The 20897-nt window shown below is 37.5% G+C and carries 17 protein-coding genes and 2 pseudogenes; 10 read left to right on the top strand and 9 right to left on the bottom strand.

Annotation, left to right across the window (positions count from 1 at the left end; all coding sequences use genetic code 11):
- The first annotated feature begins 108 nt into the window (after positions 1–108).
- Positions 109–696: a DUF6621 family protein gene (locus EJF25_RS10645; protein WP_125041115.1), complete on the top strand. Its 588-nt coding sequence runs from the start codon at positions 109–111 to the stop codon at positions 694–696.
- Between the two features lie 268 nt (positions 697–964).
- On the opposite strand, the gene EJF25_RS10640 is transcribed toward EJF25_RS10645, so the two are convergent.
- Positions 965–2251, bottom strand: coding sequence for an IS1380-like element ISBf12 family transposase (locus EJF25_RS10640; RefSeq protein ID WP_009040242.1), 1287 nt, complete (start codon positions 2249–2251; stop codon positions 965–967).
- A 136-nt stretch (positions 2252–2387) separates the two neighbouring features.
- On the opposite strand from EJF25_RS10640, the pseudogene EJF25_RS10635 reads away from it, so the two are divergent.
- The 3 genes and pseudogenes from EJF25_RS10635 to EJF25_RS10625 all read left to right on the top strand — a co-directional run.
- Positions 2388–3233, top strand: a pseudogene (locus EJF25_RS10635) (LysR substrate-binding domain-containing protein); the annotation flags it as partial.
- Positions 3234–3282: 49 nt separating this feature from the next.
- Positions 3283–3657, top strand: coding sequence for a YccF domain-containing protein (locus EJF25_RS10630; protein ID WP_125041113.1), 375 nt, complete (start codon positions 3283–3285; stop codon positions 3655–3657).
- Between the two features lie 111 nt (positions 3658–3768).
- On the top strand, positions 3769–4761 hold the full coding sequence (locus tag EJF25_RS10625; protein ID WP_125041112.1) for a YeiH family protein: 993 nt from the start codon (positions 3769–3771) through the stop codon (positions 4759–4761).
- Between the two features lie 66 nt (positions 4762–4827).
- On the opposite strand, the gene EJF25_RS10620 is transcribed toward EJF25_RS10625, so the two are convergent.
- The 7 genes and pseudogenes from EJF25_RS10620 to EJF25_RS10590 all read right to left on the bottom strand — a co-directional run bounded on the left by EJF25_RS10620 (position 4828) and on the right by EJF25_RS10590 (position 12896).
- A complete protein-coding gene (locus tag EJF25_RS10620; RefSeq protein ID WP_160119401.1) occupies positions 4828–6189 on the bottom strand; it encodes a helix-turn-helix domain-containing protein in 1362 nt (453 codons plus the stop codon).
- Between the two features lie 353 nt (positions 6190–6542).
- Positions 6543–6728 (bottom strand): annotated as a pseudogene (locus EJF25_RS25625) (hypothetical protein).
- 12 nt (positions 6729–6740) lie between these two features.
- Positions 6741–8027, bottom strand: coding sequence for an IS1380-like element ISBf12 family transposase (locus tag EJF25_RS10610; protein ID WP_009040242.1), 1287 nt, complete (start codon positions 8025–8027; stop codon positions 6741–6743).
- Between the two features lie 711 nt (positions 8028–8738).
- A complete protein-coding gene (recA, locus tag EJF25_RS10605) occupies positions 8739–9773 on the bottom strand; it encodes a recombinase RecA (protein ID WP_125041110.1) in 1035 nt (344 codons plus the stop codon).
- 28 nt (positions 9774–9801) lie between these two features.
- Positions 9802–10254: a thioredoxin-dependent thiol peroxidase gene (gene bcp, locus EJF25_RS10600; RefSeq protein ID WP_125041109.1), complete on the bottom strand. Its 453-nt coding sequence runs from the start codon at positions 10252–10254 to the stop codon at positions 9802–9804.
- Positions 10255–10320: 66 nt separating this feature from the next.
- On the bottom strand, positions 10321–11514 hold the full coding sequence (locus tag EJF25_RS10595; RefSeq protein WP_125041108.1) for a saccharopine dehydrogenase family protein: 1194 nt from the start codon (positions 11512–11514) through the stop codon (positions 10321–10323).
- 95 nt (positions 11515–11609) lie between these two features.
- Complete coding sequence (locus EJF25_RS10590) at positions 11610–12896, bottom strand: hypothetical protein (RefSeq protein ID WP_125041107.1); 1287 nt, start codon at positions 12894–12896, stop codon at positions 11610–11612.
- A 146-nt stretch (positions 12897–13042) separates the two neighbouring features.
- Here EJF25_RS10590 and EJF25_RS10585 point away from each other — a divergent pair, with 146 nt between their 5' ends.
- Complete coding sequence (locus EJF25_RS10585) at positions 13043–13831, top strand: META domain-containing protein (RefSeq protein WP_125041106.1); 789 nt, start codon at positions 13043–13045, stop codon at positions 13829–13831.
- Positions 13832–13923: 92 nt separating this feature from the next.
- Here EJF25_RS10585 and EJF25_RS10580 read toward each other — a convergent pair whose 3' ends face one another.
- Positions 13924–15180, bottom strand: a complete 1257-nt coding sequence (locus EJF25_RS10580; protein ID WP_125041105.1) for a DUF3472 domain-containing protein — start codon at positions 15178–15180, stop codon at positions 13924–13926.
- Between the two features lie 298 nt (positions 15181–15478).
- Here EJF25_RS10580 and dnaK point away from each other — a divergent pair, with 298 nt between their 5' ends.
- The 5 genes from dnaK (at position 15479) to EJF25_RS10550 (ending at position 20868) form a co-directional block, all read left to right on the top strand.
- Positions 15479–17389 carry a molecular chaperone DnaK gene (dnaK, locus tag EJF25_RS10570; RefSeq protein ID WP_125041103.1) on the top strand — a complete coding sequence of 637 codons (1911 nt, stop codon included), beginning with the start codon at positions 15479–15481 and terminating at the stop codon, positions 17387–17389.
- A gap of 201 nt (positions 17390–17590) precedes the next feature.
- A complete protein-coding gene (locus EJF25_RS10565; protein WP_005812876.1) occupies positions 17591–18157 on the top strand; it encodes a helix-turn-helix domain-containing protein in 567 nt (188 codons plus the stop codon).
- Positions 18154–19401: a site-specific integrase gene (locus EJF25_RS10560; RefSeq protein ID WP_005812874.1), complete on the top strand. Its 1248-nt coding sequence runs from the start codon at positions 18154–18156 to the stop codon at positions 19399–19401. Before EJF25_RS10565 ends, EJF25_RS10560 begins: the two co-directional genes overlap by 4 nt.
- 323 nt (positions 19402–19724) lie before the next feature.
- Positions 19725–20366, top strand: a complete 642-nt coding sequence (locus EJF25_RS10555; RefSeq protein WP_005812872.1) for a hypothetical protein — start codon at positions 19725–19727, stop codon at positions 20364–20366.
- Positions 20367–20499: 133 nt separating this feature from the next.
- A complete protein-coding gene (locus tag EJF25_RS10550; protein WP_004320284.1) occupies positions 20500–20868 on the top strand; it encodes a helix-turn-helix domain-containing protein in 369 nt (122 codons plus the stop codon).
- The last annotated feature ends 29 nt before the right edge of the window (positions 20869–20897 follow it).

Below are 20897 nucleotides of genomic sequence, written 5' to 3'. Positions count from 1 at the left end.
TGTACATCTGGGGAAACACGTTATTTAATGAAAGAAAATGAATCTTGTAAGGCTTATAAATAAAAGTAATGTAGTATCTTTATCCGCTGTATCAATATAATAATGTATATGACTGATAAATCTCAAATAAAGCTTTCGGAAACAGTAGTATTGATCGATACTGCTTTTTTGAATTTTGTGATTACTGATATGAAAGGATATTTTGAAGAGACTTTGCAACGTACTTTGCAAGATATTGATCTTTCGATGCTAACCACTTATCTGACTTTGGACGCGGGAATTGTTGAAGGAAAGAATGAGGTGCAATTTCTTTTTGTTTATGATAAGGACTCTAATAAACTGCAAAATTGCCAACCTTCTGACCTGAAGAATGAATTGAATGGAGTTGCATTCCAGAGTCCATTCGGAGAATATTTGTTTGCTAGTGTTCCTTCGGAAGGAATGGTTTCCAGAGAAGATTTATTTCTGGATCTGTTGTCTATTATTTCTGATTCGGCGGATGTGAAGAAGATGATTATTATCTCTTTCAATGAAGAGTATGGGGATAAGGTTACAACGATTTTAAGTGAAGTAAAGGAGAAAGAGGTTATCCAATTTCGAATGAATGAACCGCAAATACCTGTAGAGTATAAGTGGGATATGTTGGCTTTTCCTGTTATGCAAGCATTAGGTATTAGAGCTGACGAGTTACAATAGTTGGTTTCAGCTAAATTTTGAACAATTAAAATAGTTAGCTCAATGTCTGATTTTCGTTTAAAAGTGTTTCAGAGTGTTGCGAAGAATTTGAGTTTTACCTCAAATCCGCAACTAAGCCCTTGAACGTCCTTATTGCGTTTACACGTCCTCTCATTACTGAATTTGCAGATAATTTGAACTTGAAGCACCCACTTCTGCCTACAATATCCCCTTACCCCACAATGTGACTTGAGGCAATACACAATATCATTCCCATAAGTTGTAGGCATTATCCAAAATCAGTCTGGAAAACATCTGCGTAAGCATTATTACAGGTATAGATGTTCAGCACATACCGCCTTGATGTCCTGATCCACTTGGCTGGTACAGAGATAAACCTGAAGACAAACGCTTTTATGCGACTTGTTGCATTGAGCCCGAACTTCTTTACGTCAAGTCTTTGAATAATGGCCTTGTAAAAGTTACGGATAAGTGCTGTAAGAAGAAGGAACACTGTGTTCTCTGCCATGAAGGATTTGGGCAATCTGTCCCACCCGAAACCATTGTTCATATCATCGAAGATACGTTCCTTTCCTCCACGAAGGTTATAGAACTCGACAATTTCTCTTACGGAAGAATCATAGTCGTTAGTCAGGATACAACGGTATGTGTATTCTCCTTCCCAAAAATCCTGCACACCATCCATCCGTTTCTGTCTTTGAATCACAAGTCGATATGCCTTACCTTTCCACTTCTCAACAAGGATAGAGTTCAATTCAAACTCAATGCCATTGATTTCCTCAGTTTTCCAGCCTTTGAGAGCAAAGGTGTCATTGTAGATCGAACTGCAGCGGTTAGCACGGATATAGAAGGACTTGCAGTGTTTTTCTATTTCCTCCACGATTTCCTCGGAACATGATCCACAATCAGCTCTGAAGCGATTGATAGTGAGCCCATTCTGTTCAAATCTCGCAAAGAACCTCTTCAGCGTGTCCTTCTGATGGAAACGAACATTTGTGTTACCATCGCTATTCTCTATACCGACTATCAAATCGCCAATAACCGCCACGCCAGGGCGATAACCAAGGAACTTCTTGTATGTAGGCTTTGCATCATACTTCTCTGTCTCTATGAACTGATGGTCGAAATCAACATCATACATCTCACCCTCTTTCAGTTGGCCAGATGCAAATATACAATTGAGCAATAAAGTATTGAGAGTGTCAGCCGTATTGAAATCGTAGGTCTTGCCCATATCTGATGTGTATGAAATGTTTTCTTGCGTCAACTCCTTTATCGCCCTGAGGATAGTATCAGAGCTACAAGTGCGAAGTGTCGGATGAAGCGAGAGGTGGTTCATCAAATGAGTAGTGACATCCTCAATACATGAACCGCTACAGAAGTAGATACTCATGAGAGAACGGATGATTTCGCTGTACTGATAACCGAACGATCTACACCTTAGACCGAGGGTTGAGTCGATTACAGATGATAATGTGGAGTCAAATTGCTCCATGATTGAAAATAATCCCCCAAAAGGAGTGAGTCTCTCAGATTTAATTTGTATCTTCGCCATGTCTATCGTCGGATTCTCTTGTTTTTTTTGCAACACTAAGATAAGTGAAAATTCTGACATGGCAAAATCCTGAGCAACTTTTTGTTGCTCAGGTACTTAAAAAGTTTAATTTATAATAGTGTTGCGGAATTAAGGTTTTACAAAAGCTTCGCAAGAATTGTTTATCAGTCAGCCTGCTATTACTAAACATATTCAGGAGTTGGAGAATTTCTATCAGGCACGTTTGTTTGAGCGTCAGGGGAGTAAAATTTTATTGACTGAGGCGGGGAGATTGTTGTTGAGACACAGTGAGAAAATCCTGGATGATTATAAACAGCTGGAATATGAAATACATTTATTACATAATGAATATATCGGTGAATTAAGATTAGGAGCCAGTACTACAATTGCTCAATATGTTCTTCCACCTTTGTTGGCTAATTTTATTTCTCAGTTTCCACAGATCAATCTGTCTCTTTTAAATGGAAATTCTCGAGGGGTAGAAACGGCTTTGCAAGAACATCGAATTGATTTAGGATTAGTAGAAGGTATTTTTCGTTTGCCTAATTTGAAATACACGCTTTTTTTGGAAGATGAACTGGTGGCTGTTGTGCATAGTAATAGTAAATTAATAAAATCGGATGAAATAACTCCTCAGGATTTACTGAATATACCGTTGGTTTTACGCGAAAGAGGTTCTGGTACATTGGATGTATTTGAACGTGCTTTGTTGCAGCATAATCTTAAACTTTCTTCATTAAATGTTCTGATGTATCTTGGTAGTACGGAAAGTATTAAACTTTTTCTGGAACATACAGATTGTATGGGAATTGTTTCTATTCGTTCTGTTCATAAAGAACTGGTTGCAGGTCGTTTGCGTGTTATTGAGATAAAAGAAATGTCTATGAATCGTGAATTTCATTTTGTTCAGTTACAAGGGCAGGATGGAGGATTATCTCAAGTATTTATGCGATTTGCATCGCATCATAGTAAAAACTTGTAGTTTGTTTACATAACTTTTGTGAATATAACTTTTAAAAATAAGGAAATATATGGGTTGTTTAATGAATATCTTGTGGCTACTGCTCGGTGGCATATTTACTGCAATAGAATATCTTATTGCAAGTTTAATGATGATGCTTACCATTATTGGTATCCCTTTTGGCATACAAACACTGAAATTGGCAGGACTTGCATTATGGCCTTTTGGTAAAGAGGTAAGGAGTGGAGCACGTTCGGGTGGTTGCCTTTATATACTGATGAATATTTTATGGATATTTCTGGGAGGTATCTGGATTTGTCTTTCACACTTGGTTTTTGGGGCAATATTGTGTATTACTATTATTGGTATCCCTTTTGGTTTGCAGCACTTTAAGTTGGCAGCGTTAGCATTGACGCCTTTTGGCAAAGATATAGTGGCATCGTAACTAAAGAAATCGACTCCATAACTAAAAGTTATAATGTATAAATAGAAACGATTAGCCGGTTTGAATGATTTACCATACCTTTGCACCCGGAAACAAATTAAAGATAAAAATATGATTTTAACGGCTACAAAAACATTGCAGGCAAAAAACAAGATGATTTATGTTGTTCTGCTTTTCAGTTTAACTTTTTTTCTGTTTTTAGATTATATTCCGGGTTTGCAGGCATGGTCGGCATGGGTGACTCCTCCAGTTGCTTTGTTCCTTGGACTTATATTTGCATTGACTTGCGGGCAGGCTCATCCGAAATTTAATAAGAAGACTTCTAAATATCTATTGCAATACTCTGTAGTGGGATTAGGATTCGGAATGAATCTCCATTCTGCTTTAGCTTCTGGTAAAGAGGGGATGGAATTTACTATTATATCTGTGGTTGGTACATTAGTAATCGGATGGCTTATAGGGCGTAAGCTTTTCAAAATAGATAGAAACACATCATATCTGATTAGTTCGGGAACTGCTATTTGTGGTGGTAGTGCTATTGCAGCAGTTGGTCCTGTATTGAGAGCAAAAGATAGTGAAATGTCAGTTGCATTAGGTACTATTTTTATTCTGAATGCGATTGCACTTTTTATTTTCCCAGCGATTGGGCATGCATTAAATATGACTGAACATCAGTTTGGTACTTGGGCAGCAATAGCTATACATGATACTAGCTCTGTTGTAGGTGCAGGAGCTGCTTATGGTGAAGAAGCATTGAAGGTAGCAACTACTATTAAATTAACTCGTGCCCTTTGGATTATTCCAATGGCGTTTGCTACTTCTTTTATCTTTAAAAGCAAAGGACAGAAAATTAGTATTCCATGGTTTATCTTCTTTTTTATTTTGGCTATGGTAGTGAATACTTATTTATTGAATGGTGTTCCAGAATTGGGAGCTGCTATTAATGGAATTGCCCGTAAAACATTAACAATTACTATGTTTTTTATTGGTGCTTCTCTTTCTTTGGATGTGCTGAAAGCTGTTGGTATCAAGCCACTAATACAAGGAATATTGTTGTGGATCGTAATCAGTCTAAGTACACTTGCATATATTTATTTTGTATAAAAGTTTATAGTTTATAAGATAAGAGGTCATTCTGAGATTACTAGAATGACCTCTTGTCTATTATTTTTATCCTAATGTGTTTTTGAGAAGTCTTGTTGGAGAAACATGGTAGAAATCCTTAAACTTTTTACTGAAATATTTTGCATCGCAATAACCTAACATAGTCGAAATTTCTCCAATACTGTAGCTTTGTTCCAATAAGTAAGCTCTAGCTTTTGCCATCTTATAAGTTAGCATATAGTTTGCAGGTGGTTTCCCGGTAATTTCCTTCATTTTGTTATAAAATCCGGTACGGCTCATACCCATATCCAAACCTAGTATATCTACGTTATATTTTTCAGTCGAAAGATTCTTTTCAAGGAACTTTTCCACTTTTCTTAGGAACTGAGCGTTTTCATCGTCTTTAATATCATCTTCAGGATGATTGGCTAAAGTGGTGTCTGATAGTAGTTCTTTGATTTTGTTTTGTTGAGCAATCCGCTTTTTTATTAGAATTTGGATGTCAGCCTGAAGTGCATAAATACTTACTGTACGCAGTTCTAATCGATCTGCTCCACTATTGATATATGTGAGATAGTTTTCACTAATGTTCTTGTTCAGTAGTAAAACAATAGGAGTATCGGACATTTCAGTATTGGATTTTATTTGGATACAGAGATCATTTCCATAAGTACCATTGACTATCTCGTCTATAATTATAGTATCGGGACCTCTTTGACAAGCAAAAGAATATACTTTATCGGGCTCTTCCAAAAGAGTTACTTGATAAAAAGATGAAAGTGCTTCGCGTAAATAGTCACTAAAATCCTTATCCGACATCACCAATAAAATATGTGGCAATTTACTAGCTTTTAAGATTGATTTTATTTGTTTTGCCGAGCTTGCATTAATAGGATAAGCTCCATTGTTTTCTGTTTCGGATTTTTCTGTTACCATGTATTTCTTCATTTTACAAAGATTGTGTATTGGGATTTGAATCTGAAAACAGATTACTTTTCCATGTTTATTGCCACTTAATTTCCCACCATGTAGATGGATTATCTTTTTAATACTTCGTAGGCTACCACAACAATATACTGGCATAGGTACGGAATTTAGTGAATTTGTATTTCTATTATCAATCTCATTATGTGCGCAATTCGTTATTTTCATACTCCAGTAATCATTTAGCTGCGATACTGTTATTTCAATGCAACCTTTACAAGGAGTTACATCGATTATTTTGTTCAAAAGACATTGTAAAGCTGCATTCATGACAGTTTCATTAATCTGGCATTTAATACAGTTGAAGTCTTTAATTATTTTTAATTCTATCTGACGTGCATTTGCATAAATAAGACATTGATTAGTGACTGTATTTATAAAGGTAGATAGATCAAATTCATTATTTGAAGTATCGGGATGTATTTTTTCCTTTACCTTATCCAATGTAACAATATTCTGATAACAATTGATTACATGATTAGTGTATCTGAGTATCTTCTTCATTTTTTTCGATGTCGATTCGGATAGTTCATTGGAGTCCATATCTTCTAATAACCTTTGTATTAATGAGAGCGGAGTTTGAGTTCTTTGAATTAGATACAATACAATTTCTAGTTTCTCGTGAGAGAGTAACTTCTTTTTATGAAGCATCCTGTGGCGGGCCATTAGAGATATCAATAGACCAATGGTAACTCCTTCCAAAGAGTAGGACCAAGAAGCTTGCCATAACAATGGCGGCGAGATGAATTTTGATTGTTGTGTGTGTTTTGTTGAATAATTGAAATAACTGTTATCTTCTAATTGATAGGGGGATTGTTTATAAGCCTCAAATCCGCAACTAAGCCCTTGAACGTCCTTATTGCGTTTACACGTCCTCTCATTACTGAATTTGCAGATAATTTGAACTTGAAGCACCCACTTCTGCCTACAATATCCCCTTACCCCACAATGTGACTTGAGGCAATACACAATATCATTCCCATAAGTTGTAGGCATTATCCAAAATCAGTCTGGAAAACATCTGCGTAAGCATTATTACAGGTATAGATGTTCAGCACATACCGCCTTGATGTCCTGATCCACTTGGCTGGTACAGAGATAAACCTGAAGACAAACGCTTTTATGCGACTTGTTGCATTGAGCCCGAACTTCTTTACGTCAAGTCTTTGAATAATGGCCTTGTAAAAGTTACGGATAAGTGCTGTAAGAAGAAGGAACACTGTGTTCTCTGCCATGAAGGATTTGGGCAATCTGTCCCACCCGAAACCATTGTTCATATCATCGAAGATACGTTCCTTTCCTCCACGAAGGTTATAGAACTCGACAATTTCTCTTACGGAAGAATCATAGTCGTTAGTCAGGATACAACGGTATGTGTATTCTCCTTCCCAAAAATCCTGCACACCATCCATCCGTTTCTGTCTTTGAATCACAAGTCGATATGCCTTACCTTTCCACTTCTCAACAAGGATAGAGTTCAATTCAAACTCAATGCCATTGATTTCCTCAGTTTTCCAGCCTTTGAGAGCAAAGGTGTCATTGTAGATCGAACTGCAGCGGTTAGCACGGATATAGAAGGACTTGCAGTGTTTTTCTATTTCCTCCACGATTTCCTCGGAACATGATCCACAATCAGCTCTGAAGCGATTGATAGTGAGCCCATTCTGTTCAAATCTCGCAAAGAACCTCTTCAGCGTGTCCTTCTGATGGAAACGAACATTTGTGTTACCATCGCTATTCTCTATACCGACTATCAAATCGCCAATAACCGCCACGCCAGGGCGATAACCAAGGAACTTCTTGTATGTAGGCTTTGCATCATACTTCTCTGTCTCTATGAACTGATGGTCGAAATCAACATCATACATCTCACCCTCTTTCAGTTGGCCAGATGCAAATATACAATTGAGCAATAAAGTATTGAGAGTGTCAGCCGTATTGAAATCGTAGGTCTTGCCCATATCTGATGTGTATGAAATGTTTTCTTGCGTCAACTCCTTTATCGCCCTGAGGATAGTATCAGAGCTACAAGTGCGAAGTGTCGGATGAAGCGAGAGGTGGTTCATCAAATGAGTAGTGACATCCTCAATACATGAACCGCTACAGAAGTAGATACTCATGAGAGAACGGATGATTTCGCTGTACTGATAACCGAACGATCTACACCTTAGACCGAGGGTTGAGTCGATTACAGATGATAATGTGGAGTCAAATTGCTCCATGATTGAAAATAATCCCCCAAAAGGAGTGAGTCTCTCAGATTTAATTTGTATCTTCGCCATGTCTATCGTCGGATTCTCTTGTTTTTTTTGCAACACTAAGATAAGTGAAAATTCTGACATGGCAAAATCCTGAGCAACTTTTTGTTGCTCAGGTACTTAAAAAGTTTAATTTATAATAGTGTTGCGGAATTAAGGATAAGAAGAATTTGTTTGATGTGGATATAAAAATCCAACGATAAATAATAAAAACATGTTCATAGGTCTCATGTAATAATTTAAATGAAAGTTAAACAGCTTTTTTAGGGATAGACTAATTCTAGTGATATTTTTCTATGAATTAAAATACCATTGTTAATAGTCTTTCCGCTGCAAGTATAGAGCTTTTAATAGATCTTGATAGGGTATAATCTTTCAAAAAGTATGGGTAATATCTATCAATAAATTATTTAGTAGTTATTTGATACATTCTTTTTGAAGAAATTATATCATAGTTGTAAATTGTGACTATGCTAATTGCTTTATGTGTTCGGTCATATTTGTTCTGTTGATCTTTTATGTTTATTTCCTTGAATGTTGTTATTGGAAAATGAAGATGTTTTTAGCCTGGAATATAAACTTAGATAATGAGTAGAAACATGAAAAAGGCTAAAAGAGAAATGTTTTTGGGGGAGGAAAAAAGATACTCAAAGAGCACAAAGAAAGGCTGTCTCTTAAAATAAAAGAGAGAGACAGCCTATAAATGAAGTTTTCTTACTCAAAATCGGTAACTGATTATTTATGTTTCAGTGCTTCGAAAATCAACTTTTCCAGTTCTTCTGCTAGTTCCGGATTATCTGCGATACATTGTTTGGCTGCATCACGTCCTTGTCCTAGCTTGGTATCGTTATAGCTATACCATGAACCGCTTTTTTTGATGATTCCCAGTTCAGCTCCCAGGTCTACTATTTCTCCAGAATGGGAGATACCTTCACCAAACATGATATCGAATTCTGCTTTACGAAATGGAGGAGCCACCTTGTTTTTTACAACTTTTACTTTAGTTAGTTTTCCAAGGATTTCTTCGCCATCTTTGATTGGTTGGCTACCACGAATATCAAGACGTACGGAAGCATAGAACTTCAATGCGTTACCTCCTGTTGTGGTTTCCGGATTACCGAACATTACACCGATTTTCTCACGAAGCTGATTGATGAAAATGCAAGTGGTACGCGTTTTGCTGACAGTAGCAGTCAATTTACGTAATGCCTGTGACATTAAACGTGCCTGCAAACCTACTTTATTATCACCCATATCTCCTTCGATTTCCGATTTTGGAGTCAATGCAGCTACAGAGTCAATTACAATGATGTCAATAGCGGAAGAACGGATCAACTGTTCGGCAATTTCTAATGCCTGTTCTCCGTTATCCGGTTGTGAGATCCATAAGTTATCGATATCTACACCTAGTTTAGCTGCATAGAAACGGTCGAAAGCATGTTCTGCATCAATAAAGGCAGCTATACCACCGGCTTTTTGTGCTTCGGCAATGGCGTGAATAGCCAATGTTGTTTTACCGGAAGACTCCGGTCCATAGATTTCGATGATTCTACCTCTGGGATATCCTCCTACGCCAAGTGCCACGTTCAAGGCAATGGAACCGGTAGGGATTACTTCTACTTGTTCAACGCTTTCATCACCCATTTTCATGATAGAGCCTTTACCGAAGTTTTTCTCTATCTTTTCCATGGCGGCTTGTAAGGCTTTTAGTTTTTCGCTTGATGCCATTTTATTATCTGTTTCAAAATTAAGTTCGTCTTTTTTAGCCATACCTTATTATTATATAGTTAGATGGATTTTATTGATTTAATATCTGTGCGGCATGTTCTTTAGTTTTCACTTCTTTAGGAGTGATGATCCGTTCTATAACTCCTTCTTCATTAATGAGAAAAGTAGTACGGAAAGTTCCCATATAGGCATGTCCGTATAGTTTCTTTTCTCCCCATACACCGAATTCTTCTACCAACTTTTTATCAACGTCGGCTATCAGTGCGAAAGGAAGATTATTTTTCTCAATAAATTTCTGGTGCGACTTTTCATTGTCTACGCTCACGCCGATCACTTCATAACCTGCCTTACGCAATTCTGTATAATTGTCGCGAAGATTGCAAGCTTGAGCCGTACAACCTGATGTATTGTCTTTCGGATAGAAATACAATACAATTTTTTTTCCTTTATAAGCACTTAAACGAATCTCTTCACCTTTTTCATTGGTACCTAAGATTTCAGGTGCTTTATCTCCTATATTCATATTTTAATAATTAGAAATGAAAAATAAAATCGTGTAACGCAATTATTCTTCATTCTTAATTTTTTATTATAGTTCCAGATCTTTGTCGAATACCTCATGCCATGGCAGTCCTTGTTTATTAAGCTGCTCCATGAAAGGATCCGGATTGAATTCTTCTACATTGTTTACTCCAGGGCGTTTCCATTCTCCTTTTAAGAACATCATTGCTCCGATCATTGCGGGAACACCTGTGGTATAACTTACTCCCTGCATACCTGTTTCTTTGTATGCTTCTTGGTGGCTGCAATTGTTATAAACATAGTAGGTGCGTTCTTTTCCATCTTTAATACCGCGGATACGGCAACCAATGGAAGTTTCACCTTCGTAGTTCTTTCCTAAATCTTGCGGATTTGGTAATACTGCTTTTAAGAATTGAAGAGGCACAATTTTAGTACCATTATATTCTACTTCGTCGATACGAGCCATACCGATATTTTGGATAACGCGTAAGTGAGTCAGGTATTCCTGTCCAAAAGTCATCCAAAAGCGGGCACGTTTAATAGTTGGGAAGTTCTTAACTAGTGATTCTAATTCTTCGTGGTAAAGAAGATAAGAGTCACGTGGTCCGATGTTAGGATATGTCAAGTCTTTATGAATTTCCAACGGACCGGTCGTTATCCATTTCCCATTTTCATAATAACGTCCGTTTTGAGTAATTTCACGAATGTTAATTTCCGGATTAAAATTAGTGGCAAAAGCTTTATGATGATTTCCTGCATTGCAATCCACAATATCCAGATATTGAATTTCATCAAAATAATGTTTGGCAGCATAGGCCGTATAAATACCACTTACTCCCGGATCGAATCCGCAACCAAGGATAGCAGTCAATCCGGCTTCTTTGAAACGGTCTTGGTAAGCCCACTGCCAACTATATTCAAAATGAGCTTCATCTTTTGGTTCATAATTAGCCGTATCAAGATAGTTTACTCCTGCTTTCAAACATGCTTCCATGATGGTCAAATCTTGATAAGGAAGAGCAACATTGATAACTATTTCCGGTTTGAAATCGTTGAAAAGAGCGACTAGTTCATCTACATTATCTGCATCGACTTTCGCTGTTTTTATATTGGGATTGCCTATTGCCTCGACAATTTTGTCACATTTTTCCTTTGTGCGACTGGCAATCATGATGTCTGTAAATACATCGGCATTTTGTGCCACTTTGTGTGCTACGACAGTGCCAACACCACCTGCACCAATAATAAGAACTCTACCCATTTCTTTAATTAAGAATTAAAATTTAAGAATTAAGATTTGTTGATGGAGCAAATATACGGGATTATTTTCAGATAATCATTCGTAGACACTCCTTTTTATTTGAAACGTTGTAAGATACCGTTTTCAAGTTCCAGGGTCCTACCATTATAAAACCAGGTCTCGAAACGAGTATCTTTTTTAAATCGTATTTCTATTGGATTGCCTATGGATAAACGACATTCTTCTGCACTCATTCCTTCTTTCAGTTCTCCTTTTGAGATGATTCCCCAGTGTTCTTCGGTTATACCCGGATATTTTTGATGGATATTTCCAAACTCGAAGAGGTCTTCAATATAATTATCGTTTTTGATGATTATGTCATATTTAAGATCTACTTCAATTTCATAGACTGCTCCATTTTCATCAGTCACAGATAAGACAGCTTGTGTATTTGGAACAGAAGAGATAATAATATCTTTTATATTCAAAATCGTGTATCGGGGTAGATGTATCCGGGACTTTGTAGGACTGTCTTCATGAAAGGTGATTCGCTGGGCTTCCAGCATCTTTTTAGGATAAATGGTTAATCCTATATATTTATTCTTTAATGCTTCTATATTGTCTAATCTTTTATTAGTAAAACTGATAGCATTAGAAAAGTATTTCATTTTCTTTTCGGCTTGGAAATTGTTTAAATCCATGCCAGAATTTGTACGTGAGAGAGCAAGTTCCAGATAGAAAGAATGATCCTGATTATCTTTGAAAATAATTTTGACAGGATATGCTTGGCTACCAACTCCAATAGCAGTAATTGTTGCTTCTAGATTGGTAGGAATAGCAATATCTTGATAACCTGAGTAATTGTTTGTGTCATCTATACGAGCACTCTCAGACTGTATGTATACTTTTCTTCCTATCAGCAAATCTTTTGCCGTATCCACATCTTGTAAATATACCAATCCATTGATACAAGCACGTGGATTTTTCTCGCAAATTTCATCTAATCTTATATTTTTAAATTCGTAATAATACTTTTTCCCTTCACATTCAAATAGAAAACGCGTAAAATAGTTTGTTCCGATTGATAATTCTTTAGATCTTTCTTCAGTACCCACAAATGTGATTATTTTATGCTTAAGCGTTTTGCTTTCTACTTCTTTTTCACTTTCGCAAGAAGAAAGGATAGGGAGAAATTGATCACGTCTGGAAGGATTGAACATGAATTTTATTCCAGGCGTCCATTTACATAGGAGTTGCAAAGGGAAATTTTGTTTTATGAATTGTTCTTCTTCACTGACTGGAATCTCTTGGTTGACAGAAGTGGAGACGAGGTAATCATTTTGAGCTGCAATATTCAATATGCAACAAAAAAATAAAAGCAGAGTCAGGATGATTATTCTCATGGTAGTTTATTTAAAATGAACTATGTAAAATCTCCGTTTGTTTTATACCTGAAGGCAAATGTATACATTTTATATTATATTGGGTTAAATTTCCCAATCTTTTTGATATCTTTGCCCCCGATTTTAACTTAAACGTTATAACAAAAATGAAGAAAGTATTTGTTTCGATTTGCGTTGCAGGTGTAGCACTTGCAATGTTTTCATGCCATTCTGTAGAAAAGGCACTTCCTTTATCATCTATCAATGGTGAATGGAATATCATAGAAGTTAACGGTTCAAAAGTTGCTCCAGATGAAAGTAAAAATCTTCCGTTTATAGTGTTTGATACTGCTACAGGACGAGTGTCTGGTAATAGTGGTTGTAACCGTATGATGGGTAGTTTTGATGTAAATGCTAAACCTGGTAATATTGACCTTAAAGGAATGGCAAGTACTCGAATGATGTGTCCGGATATGACAACTGAAAATAATATATTGAATGCTTTGGGGCAGGTGACAGCATATAAGAAAGCTGGTAAAAACAAAATGTATTTGTGTAATGCATCCAATCGTCCAGTAGTGATACTTGAGAAAAAAGTGTCGGATGTGAGACTTTCTGTTTTGAGTGGAGAATGGAAAATTAAAGAGGTAAACGGAGAAGCTGTTCCTTTTGGTATGGAAAAACAACCCTTTATAGCTTTTGATGTGAAGAAAAAAACAATCCATGGAAACGCCGGATGTAATCTGATGAACGGTGGTTTTGAGACAAATGTCGATAATGCCAAATCTATTTCCTTTCCAGGAGTAGCTACTACAATGATGGCATGTCCTGATATGGAACTAGAAGGTAAAATTCTGAAAGCACTGAATGAAGTGAAATCCTTTGATGTATTATCCGGAGGCGGAATTGGACTATATGATGCTAATGATGCATTGGTTCTCGTTTTAGAAAAGTAAACCTTATATAAATAAAAAATAGGCTCATGCTGTTATAAGTAAAATGAGCCTATTTTACATTCCCTTATTTTATAGATATTAATCTGGAAGTGTTATAGCTTATCTAATGATTCCCAATCTATTTCAGGTTCTTTACCGGTTGGCTCACAGTAGAATTTTGTTCCCATTGAAACAGATTCATTGAAGAAACCTCCCATCTTTAGATAGAATCGATTATTTTTTGTATTACCTCCCTGATAGTCTAATCTAACTTTGGCACTAGCAGTTGCATCATGAGTGAAGGTGGCTTCGGTCAATTGGGTCCATTTTCCCTCTTTACTTCGTGCCCACTGATTGCCAAAGAATACTTCACGTGATAAATATCCTTGTTCCGGACTGAAATTTTCCAGAAAACTATGGGGATATTTGTACCACGTGTCAGTCATTGGGCGTTGGAAACTGGCTATTAGTCTCCAGCATTTTTCTTCTGCACCATAAAAATAGGCGGTATAGATTGTGTTACCATTCCCATCTGGTTTTACATGCATTAAGAATTTATAGGTATTACCGGCTTTCCATGGATAATGTAGATAACTTTGTCCTCCAGCCCCTTCATTGCCAAATTCTCCGATATGCACATCTTTACCTCGTCGTAACATTTTAATTCTTTGGTTTTCTGGAATCTTTTTAGGGTCTTGTGTATCGAAAGGGCTCCATACAGAAAAAAGAATCCGTCGTTCAGTTGGAGAGTTGTATTGCATACCGAAATATCCTTCGCTAAATCCGGTTGCCATATAATAGCTGTACATAATTTCGCCTTTTTTCGGAACAGTAACTTCGTTGTAAAACCATTCTGTATCTCCTTCTGGTAATGTATATCCTAAATGTACTGAAGGACCACGACGTCCCCAATACTCAGAAAAGTCTTTTACATAGTTGCTTTTACCCGAGACATTGTCTACTATCAATTGTTGTATTTCGCCAAAGTCTTCTCCTTCTTTTGATATACCTTGTAGATTGATTTGCACATAACCAGAGTGGGGGATATCAATACTTCCTACAGGAATTTTTGTATATTCATTTGATTGGAGATTTATTTTGAAAGTTCTTTTTCCGTAACTGACTTTAATTACTGAATGTCCTTTTGCATAAAGTGACAAATCGGCTGCTGTTGGCTGTTGCAGATAAAAGTATATACTCACAATGCTTGCTGGATTTGTCCAATTCGAGAGTCCAGATTGTGTGATTCGGGCACCATCCCTTTGAGTGGTTACATAACCATTACCAGCAACACCGATTTTGAGTTGTTGAGACTGGGCAGATAATGTAATACATACAAATGTGGCAAATAGGCATAGTAGTGTTTTCATTTTATTTCATTTTTAGAATATAATGCTGCAAAAATAGGAAATTCTTTTCTTCATTGAACCAGAGACGCTTACATTTGTTTAAAGAATCAGTTGCCGGCTTGCTTATTTATGCGGAAGGTAACGGTGGAGTATTGTGTAACTGTCTTTTTGGCAGATATTATGTCATGTATTCGTCTAATTCCTTTTTGGCACAAGGTTTGTCTTTTTATCAATGTCCGTTTGAGACGTGTCTCTTGATGAAAGGAAGAAACCAACCGGACAAAAAGAAATTGAATAATAATAAATAAAAATAACAATCATGGGAAAAATTATTGGTATTGACTTAGGAACTACAAACTCTTGTGTTGCCGTATTTGAAGGTAACGAACCTGTAGTAATTGCGAACAGTGAAGGTAAACGTACTACTCCTTCTATAGTCGCTTTCATAGATGGTGGTGAACGTAAAGTTGGTGACCCTGCTAAACGTCAGGCTATTACTAACCCGCAACGTACAGTTTCTTCTATCAAACGTTTCATGGGTGAAAATTGGGATCAGGTACAGAAAGAAGTTTCACGCGTTCCTTATAAAGTAGTAAAAGGTGAGAATAATACTCCACGAGTTGATATTGACGGACGTCTGTATACTCCACAAGAAATTTCTGCAATGATTCTTCAGAAAATGAAGAAAACAGCTGAAGATTATTTGGGACATGAAGTAACAGAAGCTGTCATTACCGTTCCTGCATATTTCTCTGATTCTCAACGTCAGGCTACTAAAGAAGCTGGACAAATCGCAGGTCTTGAAGTAAAACGTATTGTAAACGAGCCAACTGCTGCAGCTCTGGCTTACGGTTTGGATAAGGCTCATAAAGATATGAAGATTGCGGTATTCGACTTAGGTGGTGGTACATTCGATATTTCTATCCTTGAATTCGGTGGTGGTGTGTTTGAAGTTCTTTCTACTAATGGTGATACTCACTTGGGTGGTGATGACTTCGACCAAGTAATTATCAACTGGTTGGTACAGGAATTCAAGAACGATGAAGGTGCTGACTTGACTCAGGACCCAATGGCGCTGCAACGTTTGAAAGAGGCTGCCGAAAAAGCTAAGATTGAACTTTCTTCTTCAACAAGTACAGAAATTAATTTGCCGTATATCATGCCGGTAAATGGTGTGCCCAAGCACTTGGTTAAGACTTTAACTCGTGCGAAATTCGAATCATTGGCTCACGATTTGATTCAGGCTTGTTTAGAACCATGTAAAAAGGCAATGAGCGATGCAGGTTTGAGTAATTCTGATATTGATGAAGTAATCCTTGTGGGTGGTTCTTCACGTATCCCAGCTGTTCAAAAGTTGGTAGAAGATCTTTTCGGTAAAGTTCCTTCTAAAGGGGTGAATCCTGATGAAGTAGTAGCTGTAGGTGCTGCAGTACAAGGTGCAGTATTGACAGATGAAATAAAAGGTGTTGTATTGTTGGATGTTACTCCGTTGTCTATGGGTATCGAAACAATGGGTGGAGTAATGACTAAATTGATCGAGGCTAATACAACTATTCCTTGCAAGAAGAGTGAAACGTTCTCAACTGCTGCTGACAACCAGACAGAAGTTACTATCCATGTATTACAGGGTGAACGTCCGATGGCTGCACAGAATAAATCAATTGGGCAGTTTAACTTGACAGGTATTGCTCCGGCTCGTCGTGGTGTTCCTCAGATTGAAGTTACTTTCGATATTGATGCTAACGGTATCTTAAAAGTTTCTGCTAAAGATAAAGCAACTGGTAAGGAACAGGCTATCCGTATCGAAGCTTCCAGCGGTTTGAGTAAAGATGAAATTGAAAAGATGAAAGCTGAAGCTGCTGCTAATGCAGAAGCAGATAAGAAAGAACGTGAAAAGATTGATAAGTTGAATCAGGCTGATAGCCTTATTTTCTCTACTGAAAATCAGTTGAAAGATTTGGGTGATAAATTGCCAGCTGATAAAAAAGCTCCGATTGAAGCGGCTTTGCAGAAACTGAAAGATGCTCATAAAGTTCAGGATTTAGCTGCTATCGATTCTGCTATGGCTGAAATCAATACAGCATTCCAAGCAGCAAGTGCTGAAATGTATGCACAGCAAGGTGGTGCTCAAGGAGCACAAGCTGGTCCTAATGCTAGTGCAGGTGCTGGACAGCAGGATAATAAACATGGTGATAATGTCCAAGATGCTGATTTTGAGGAAGTGAAATAAGCACATAGAGAAATAAGAATACAATATCAAATGGAAAGCGTGTAGCTCAATGAGTTACACGCTTTTCTTGTTTTTGGCCGTACACAATAATATTGCTATCTTTGCGTTATTATTATAAACATCTGTACCTTATTTGTACCTGTAAGAAAAAGTAGATATGATGAGAAGAATAGATATTAAGAACTACAAAATGAATGAATTATGGCAGTAGCAAAGTATAAGATAGTACGGAAATGTCCTGTGTGCGGAGAAGAGTTCTTCGCAAGGACTTTGGAGTCCTGGTATTGTTCACCCAAATGCTCCAAGGTGGCGTGGAAGCGTAAGCATGATGAAGAAAAACGCCAACTTGAACTGGACAAGATTGTAAGCAATATGCCCAAGTCTAAAGAGTATATCAGCATAACGGAAGCGTATGCTATGTTTGGTGCAAGCCGCTCAACCATTTATAGGCTCATCTACATGAAAAAGATTTCCTTCATTGAGCCAGAGAAAGGAATACGACTTGTATGCAAAGGAGAACTAATGAATCTGTTTCCGTTAAGACAGTCTCCGCTTGACACCAAGCCAAGGAAACCAGTTACCATGTACCGCATGGAACCAGAGGATTGCTATACAATAGGTGAGATTTCCAAGAAATTTCATCTGGATGACAGCACCGTGTATGCTCATATACGAAAATACTCAATACCGACCCGGCAAATCGGTAATTATGTGTATGCTCACAAGGAATCAATAGACAAACTTTATAAAGATATAAAACCATTATGAAAAGATTAGATTATACTAAAGTCTCCGTCAAATTAAAGAAAAGTGAGTGGAGAGATGAGTGGTTCATCTATCTTGAAGCTTATCCTGTTTATGAGACGGGAAATGACAAACCCAAACGAGTGCGTGAATATCTCAGGAGGTCTATTACTACCCCTATATGGGATAAACGACGAAGCGAGCGAGCCGTTGCTGGTAGAATAAAGTACAAGCCCAAGCGAGATGACAATGGCGTTATTCAGTGTAAATCCAAGCAAGATATGGAAACTTGCCTTTATGCGGATGGCGTTCGAGTCCTGCGTCAAAAAGAGTACGACAACATGGCTCTCTTTACTGACCAGCAAATGGAAATGGCAGAACAAAGCGAACGCTCAAAATGCAATGTTCTGGAGTATATTGAGAAGTTAATCAAAGAAAGAGAGGAAACTGCGTCAGAATCGATAGTTGTCAACTGGCGCAGATTGCACACACTGTTGTCAATGTTTGCCAAGTGTGACTACATACAGTTCTCGCAGATTGACATGAAGTATATTGAGGCATTCCGTTCCTTCTTGATAAAGGCACCGCAGGGTGGTTCTAAGAAAGGAACTATTTCAAGGAATACGGCATCGACGTACTTCTCTATCTTCAAGGCGGCACTCAAACAAGCTTTCGTGGATGGCTATCTGAATTGTGATATTGCTGCCAAGGCTAAAAATATCATGTTTCAGAGTGCTCGAAGAGAGTATCTGTCACTGGAAGAACTTAATATATTGGCAAAGACTCCGTGTGATGATATACTAAAACGGGCAGCCTTGTTCTCTGCACTGACAGGAATGCGACATAGCGATATTCAAAAGCTTAAATGGTCAGAGGTTGAAGAATACAATGGTGGGTACCGTCTCAATTTCACTCAGCAGAAGACTAAGGGCGTTGAATACATGCCTATATCGCCACAGGCATACAAGCTTTGCGGTGAGCGCAAGAAAGACGGAGAACTGTTGGTGTTTGCCGGACTGCCTGACCCTTCATGGATATCTAGGCCTTTGGAACGGTGGGTAAAAGCATCAGGGATTACCAAGCACATCACCTTTCATTGCTTCCGCCACACCTATGCAACGTTACAATTGGCTAACGGTACAGACATATATACCGTAAGCAAAATGTTAGGGCATACCAATGTAAAAACCACGCAAATCTACGCAAAAGTAATTGACAAGAAGAAAGATGAAGCTACAGAAGCTTTTAAGTTGGACATAGATGAATAGTGATTATCATTTGTAAGCACTTAGTATAGAAGACCACTTGTATCAATAAGTCCTTTATTGTACAGGTGGTTTTTAGTGCCTTTCATTTTCAACATTCTATGTAATGATGCTATTGTTTTGGCACTTTAACCTTTCGTGGAAACCAAACATTTATAACAATAAACAGATAAAAATGAAAAAAGACAGCCTTTTTTGGCTTCTCTCTTTTTGAAGAGAGCAAGCGTGTCCACAAACATGTGGAGTGTACAGAAGACTTCTACAGAGAACTGTATGAGTTGTTTGAGATCGCAAGAAGTTGGTATCTTCAAGCTGAAAAGAATCATATGAAGACAGAGTACTTCATAGAACTATTTGAGCGCAGTCACCAATATATTGACTGTGATTGTGCACGTTGTAAGAACTCGCGACAGATGGCAATTGGCATTATTGGTACTTTGTTTAGAGACTCTAAGTGTGTGTCAATAATCAAGAAAAAAGAAGATTATTCCAAGCAGGAACTTATTGAGTTGTTTCTTCAACATGTGGGTACTGGTCTGCCAATCCTTACCCGAAAGAAATCGTCCATCCTCACTTTGGGATGCCAATTGTCAGACAGACAGATGGATTTGTTGGTAGAACTTGTCCAAAGTCACGACATATTTGATTTTGCCGACAACAGTGATGTGCGTAGCGAGTTGTGTCGCCTATTCAAGTGCGACTTGGACGCATCTATCCGTGTAAAGAATGTACGTAATGTAGCCGTACTGTTTGACGCTATGGCTCAATACCATTTGATAAACAATAATTGGCAATATGTCATGGGAGAAGGTCGCTTCTTAACCAGTATCAAAAAGGATGGAACAGAGAAATTCATAACTTCAAGTTGTCTTTCCTCTTCTCTTTCAAGGATAAGAAGAAACGTTTCCATGACAGCAAGTCAATATGCCATCTGCAAATCCATCGAACAGATATTAAGAGAGGAATAAATCACAATAATTCTGCTAAATGAAAGTAAAAACGTGATAGTTTGGTTGATACTGCCTTACTATCACGTTACTTTTTCTATTTAGTGACAGTCTCCCCATAACTTTGCATCAAAAATCATAAAAAATAATTAGCATGGAAGAAAATAGTATAAGATTTGAAGATATTCCCAACGCTATAACGGGGGTACTGAAAAAGCTGTCATCATTAGAAGACAAGATTGATGGTATATATGAACTTGTTCAATCAGAAAAAGAAGAAACATGGTTTACGGTTGCTGAATTATGTGCTTATCTCCCAACACATCCGGTAGAGCATACCATATATTGCTGGACAAGCAATCGGGAAATACCGTTTCACAAGAGAGGCAAACGCATCATGTTCCTCAAATCTGAGATAGATGAATGGCTTCAAGGAACCAAGGGCAAATCGAAGAACGAGATTCAAAGAGAAGCAGAGGAATATGTACTATCTACACAAAGAAAGAATAGACGGCTAATATAACCGTGCTACTGTCTGTAAACAATTTAATT

The sequence above is a fragment of the Bacteroides faecalis genome (assembly GCF_003865075.1).
GTDB lineage: Bacteria > Bacteroidota > Bacteroidia > Bacteroidales > Bacteroidaceae > Bacteroides > Bacteroides faecalis.
The sequence above is the reverse complement of the archived record's forward strand: the minus strand, read 5'-3'. Positions and strand labels throughout refer to the sequence as shown.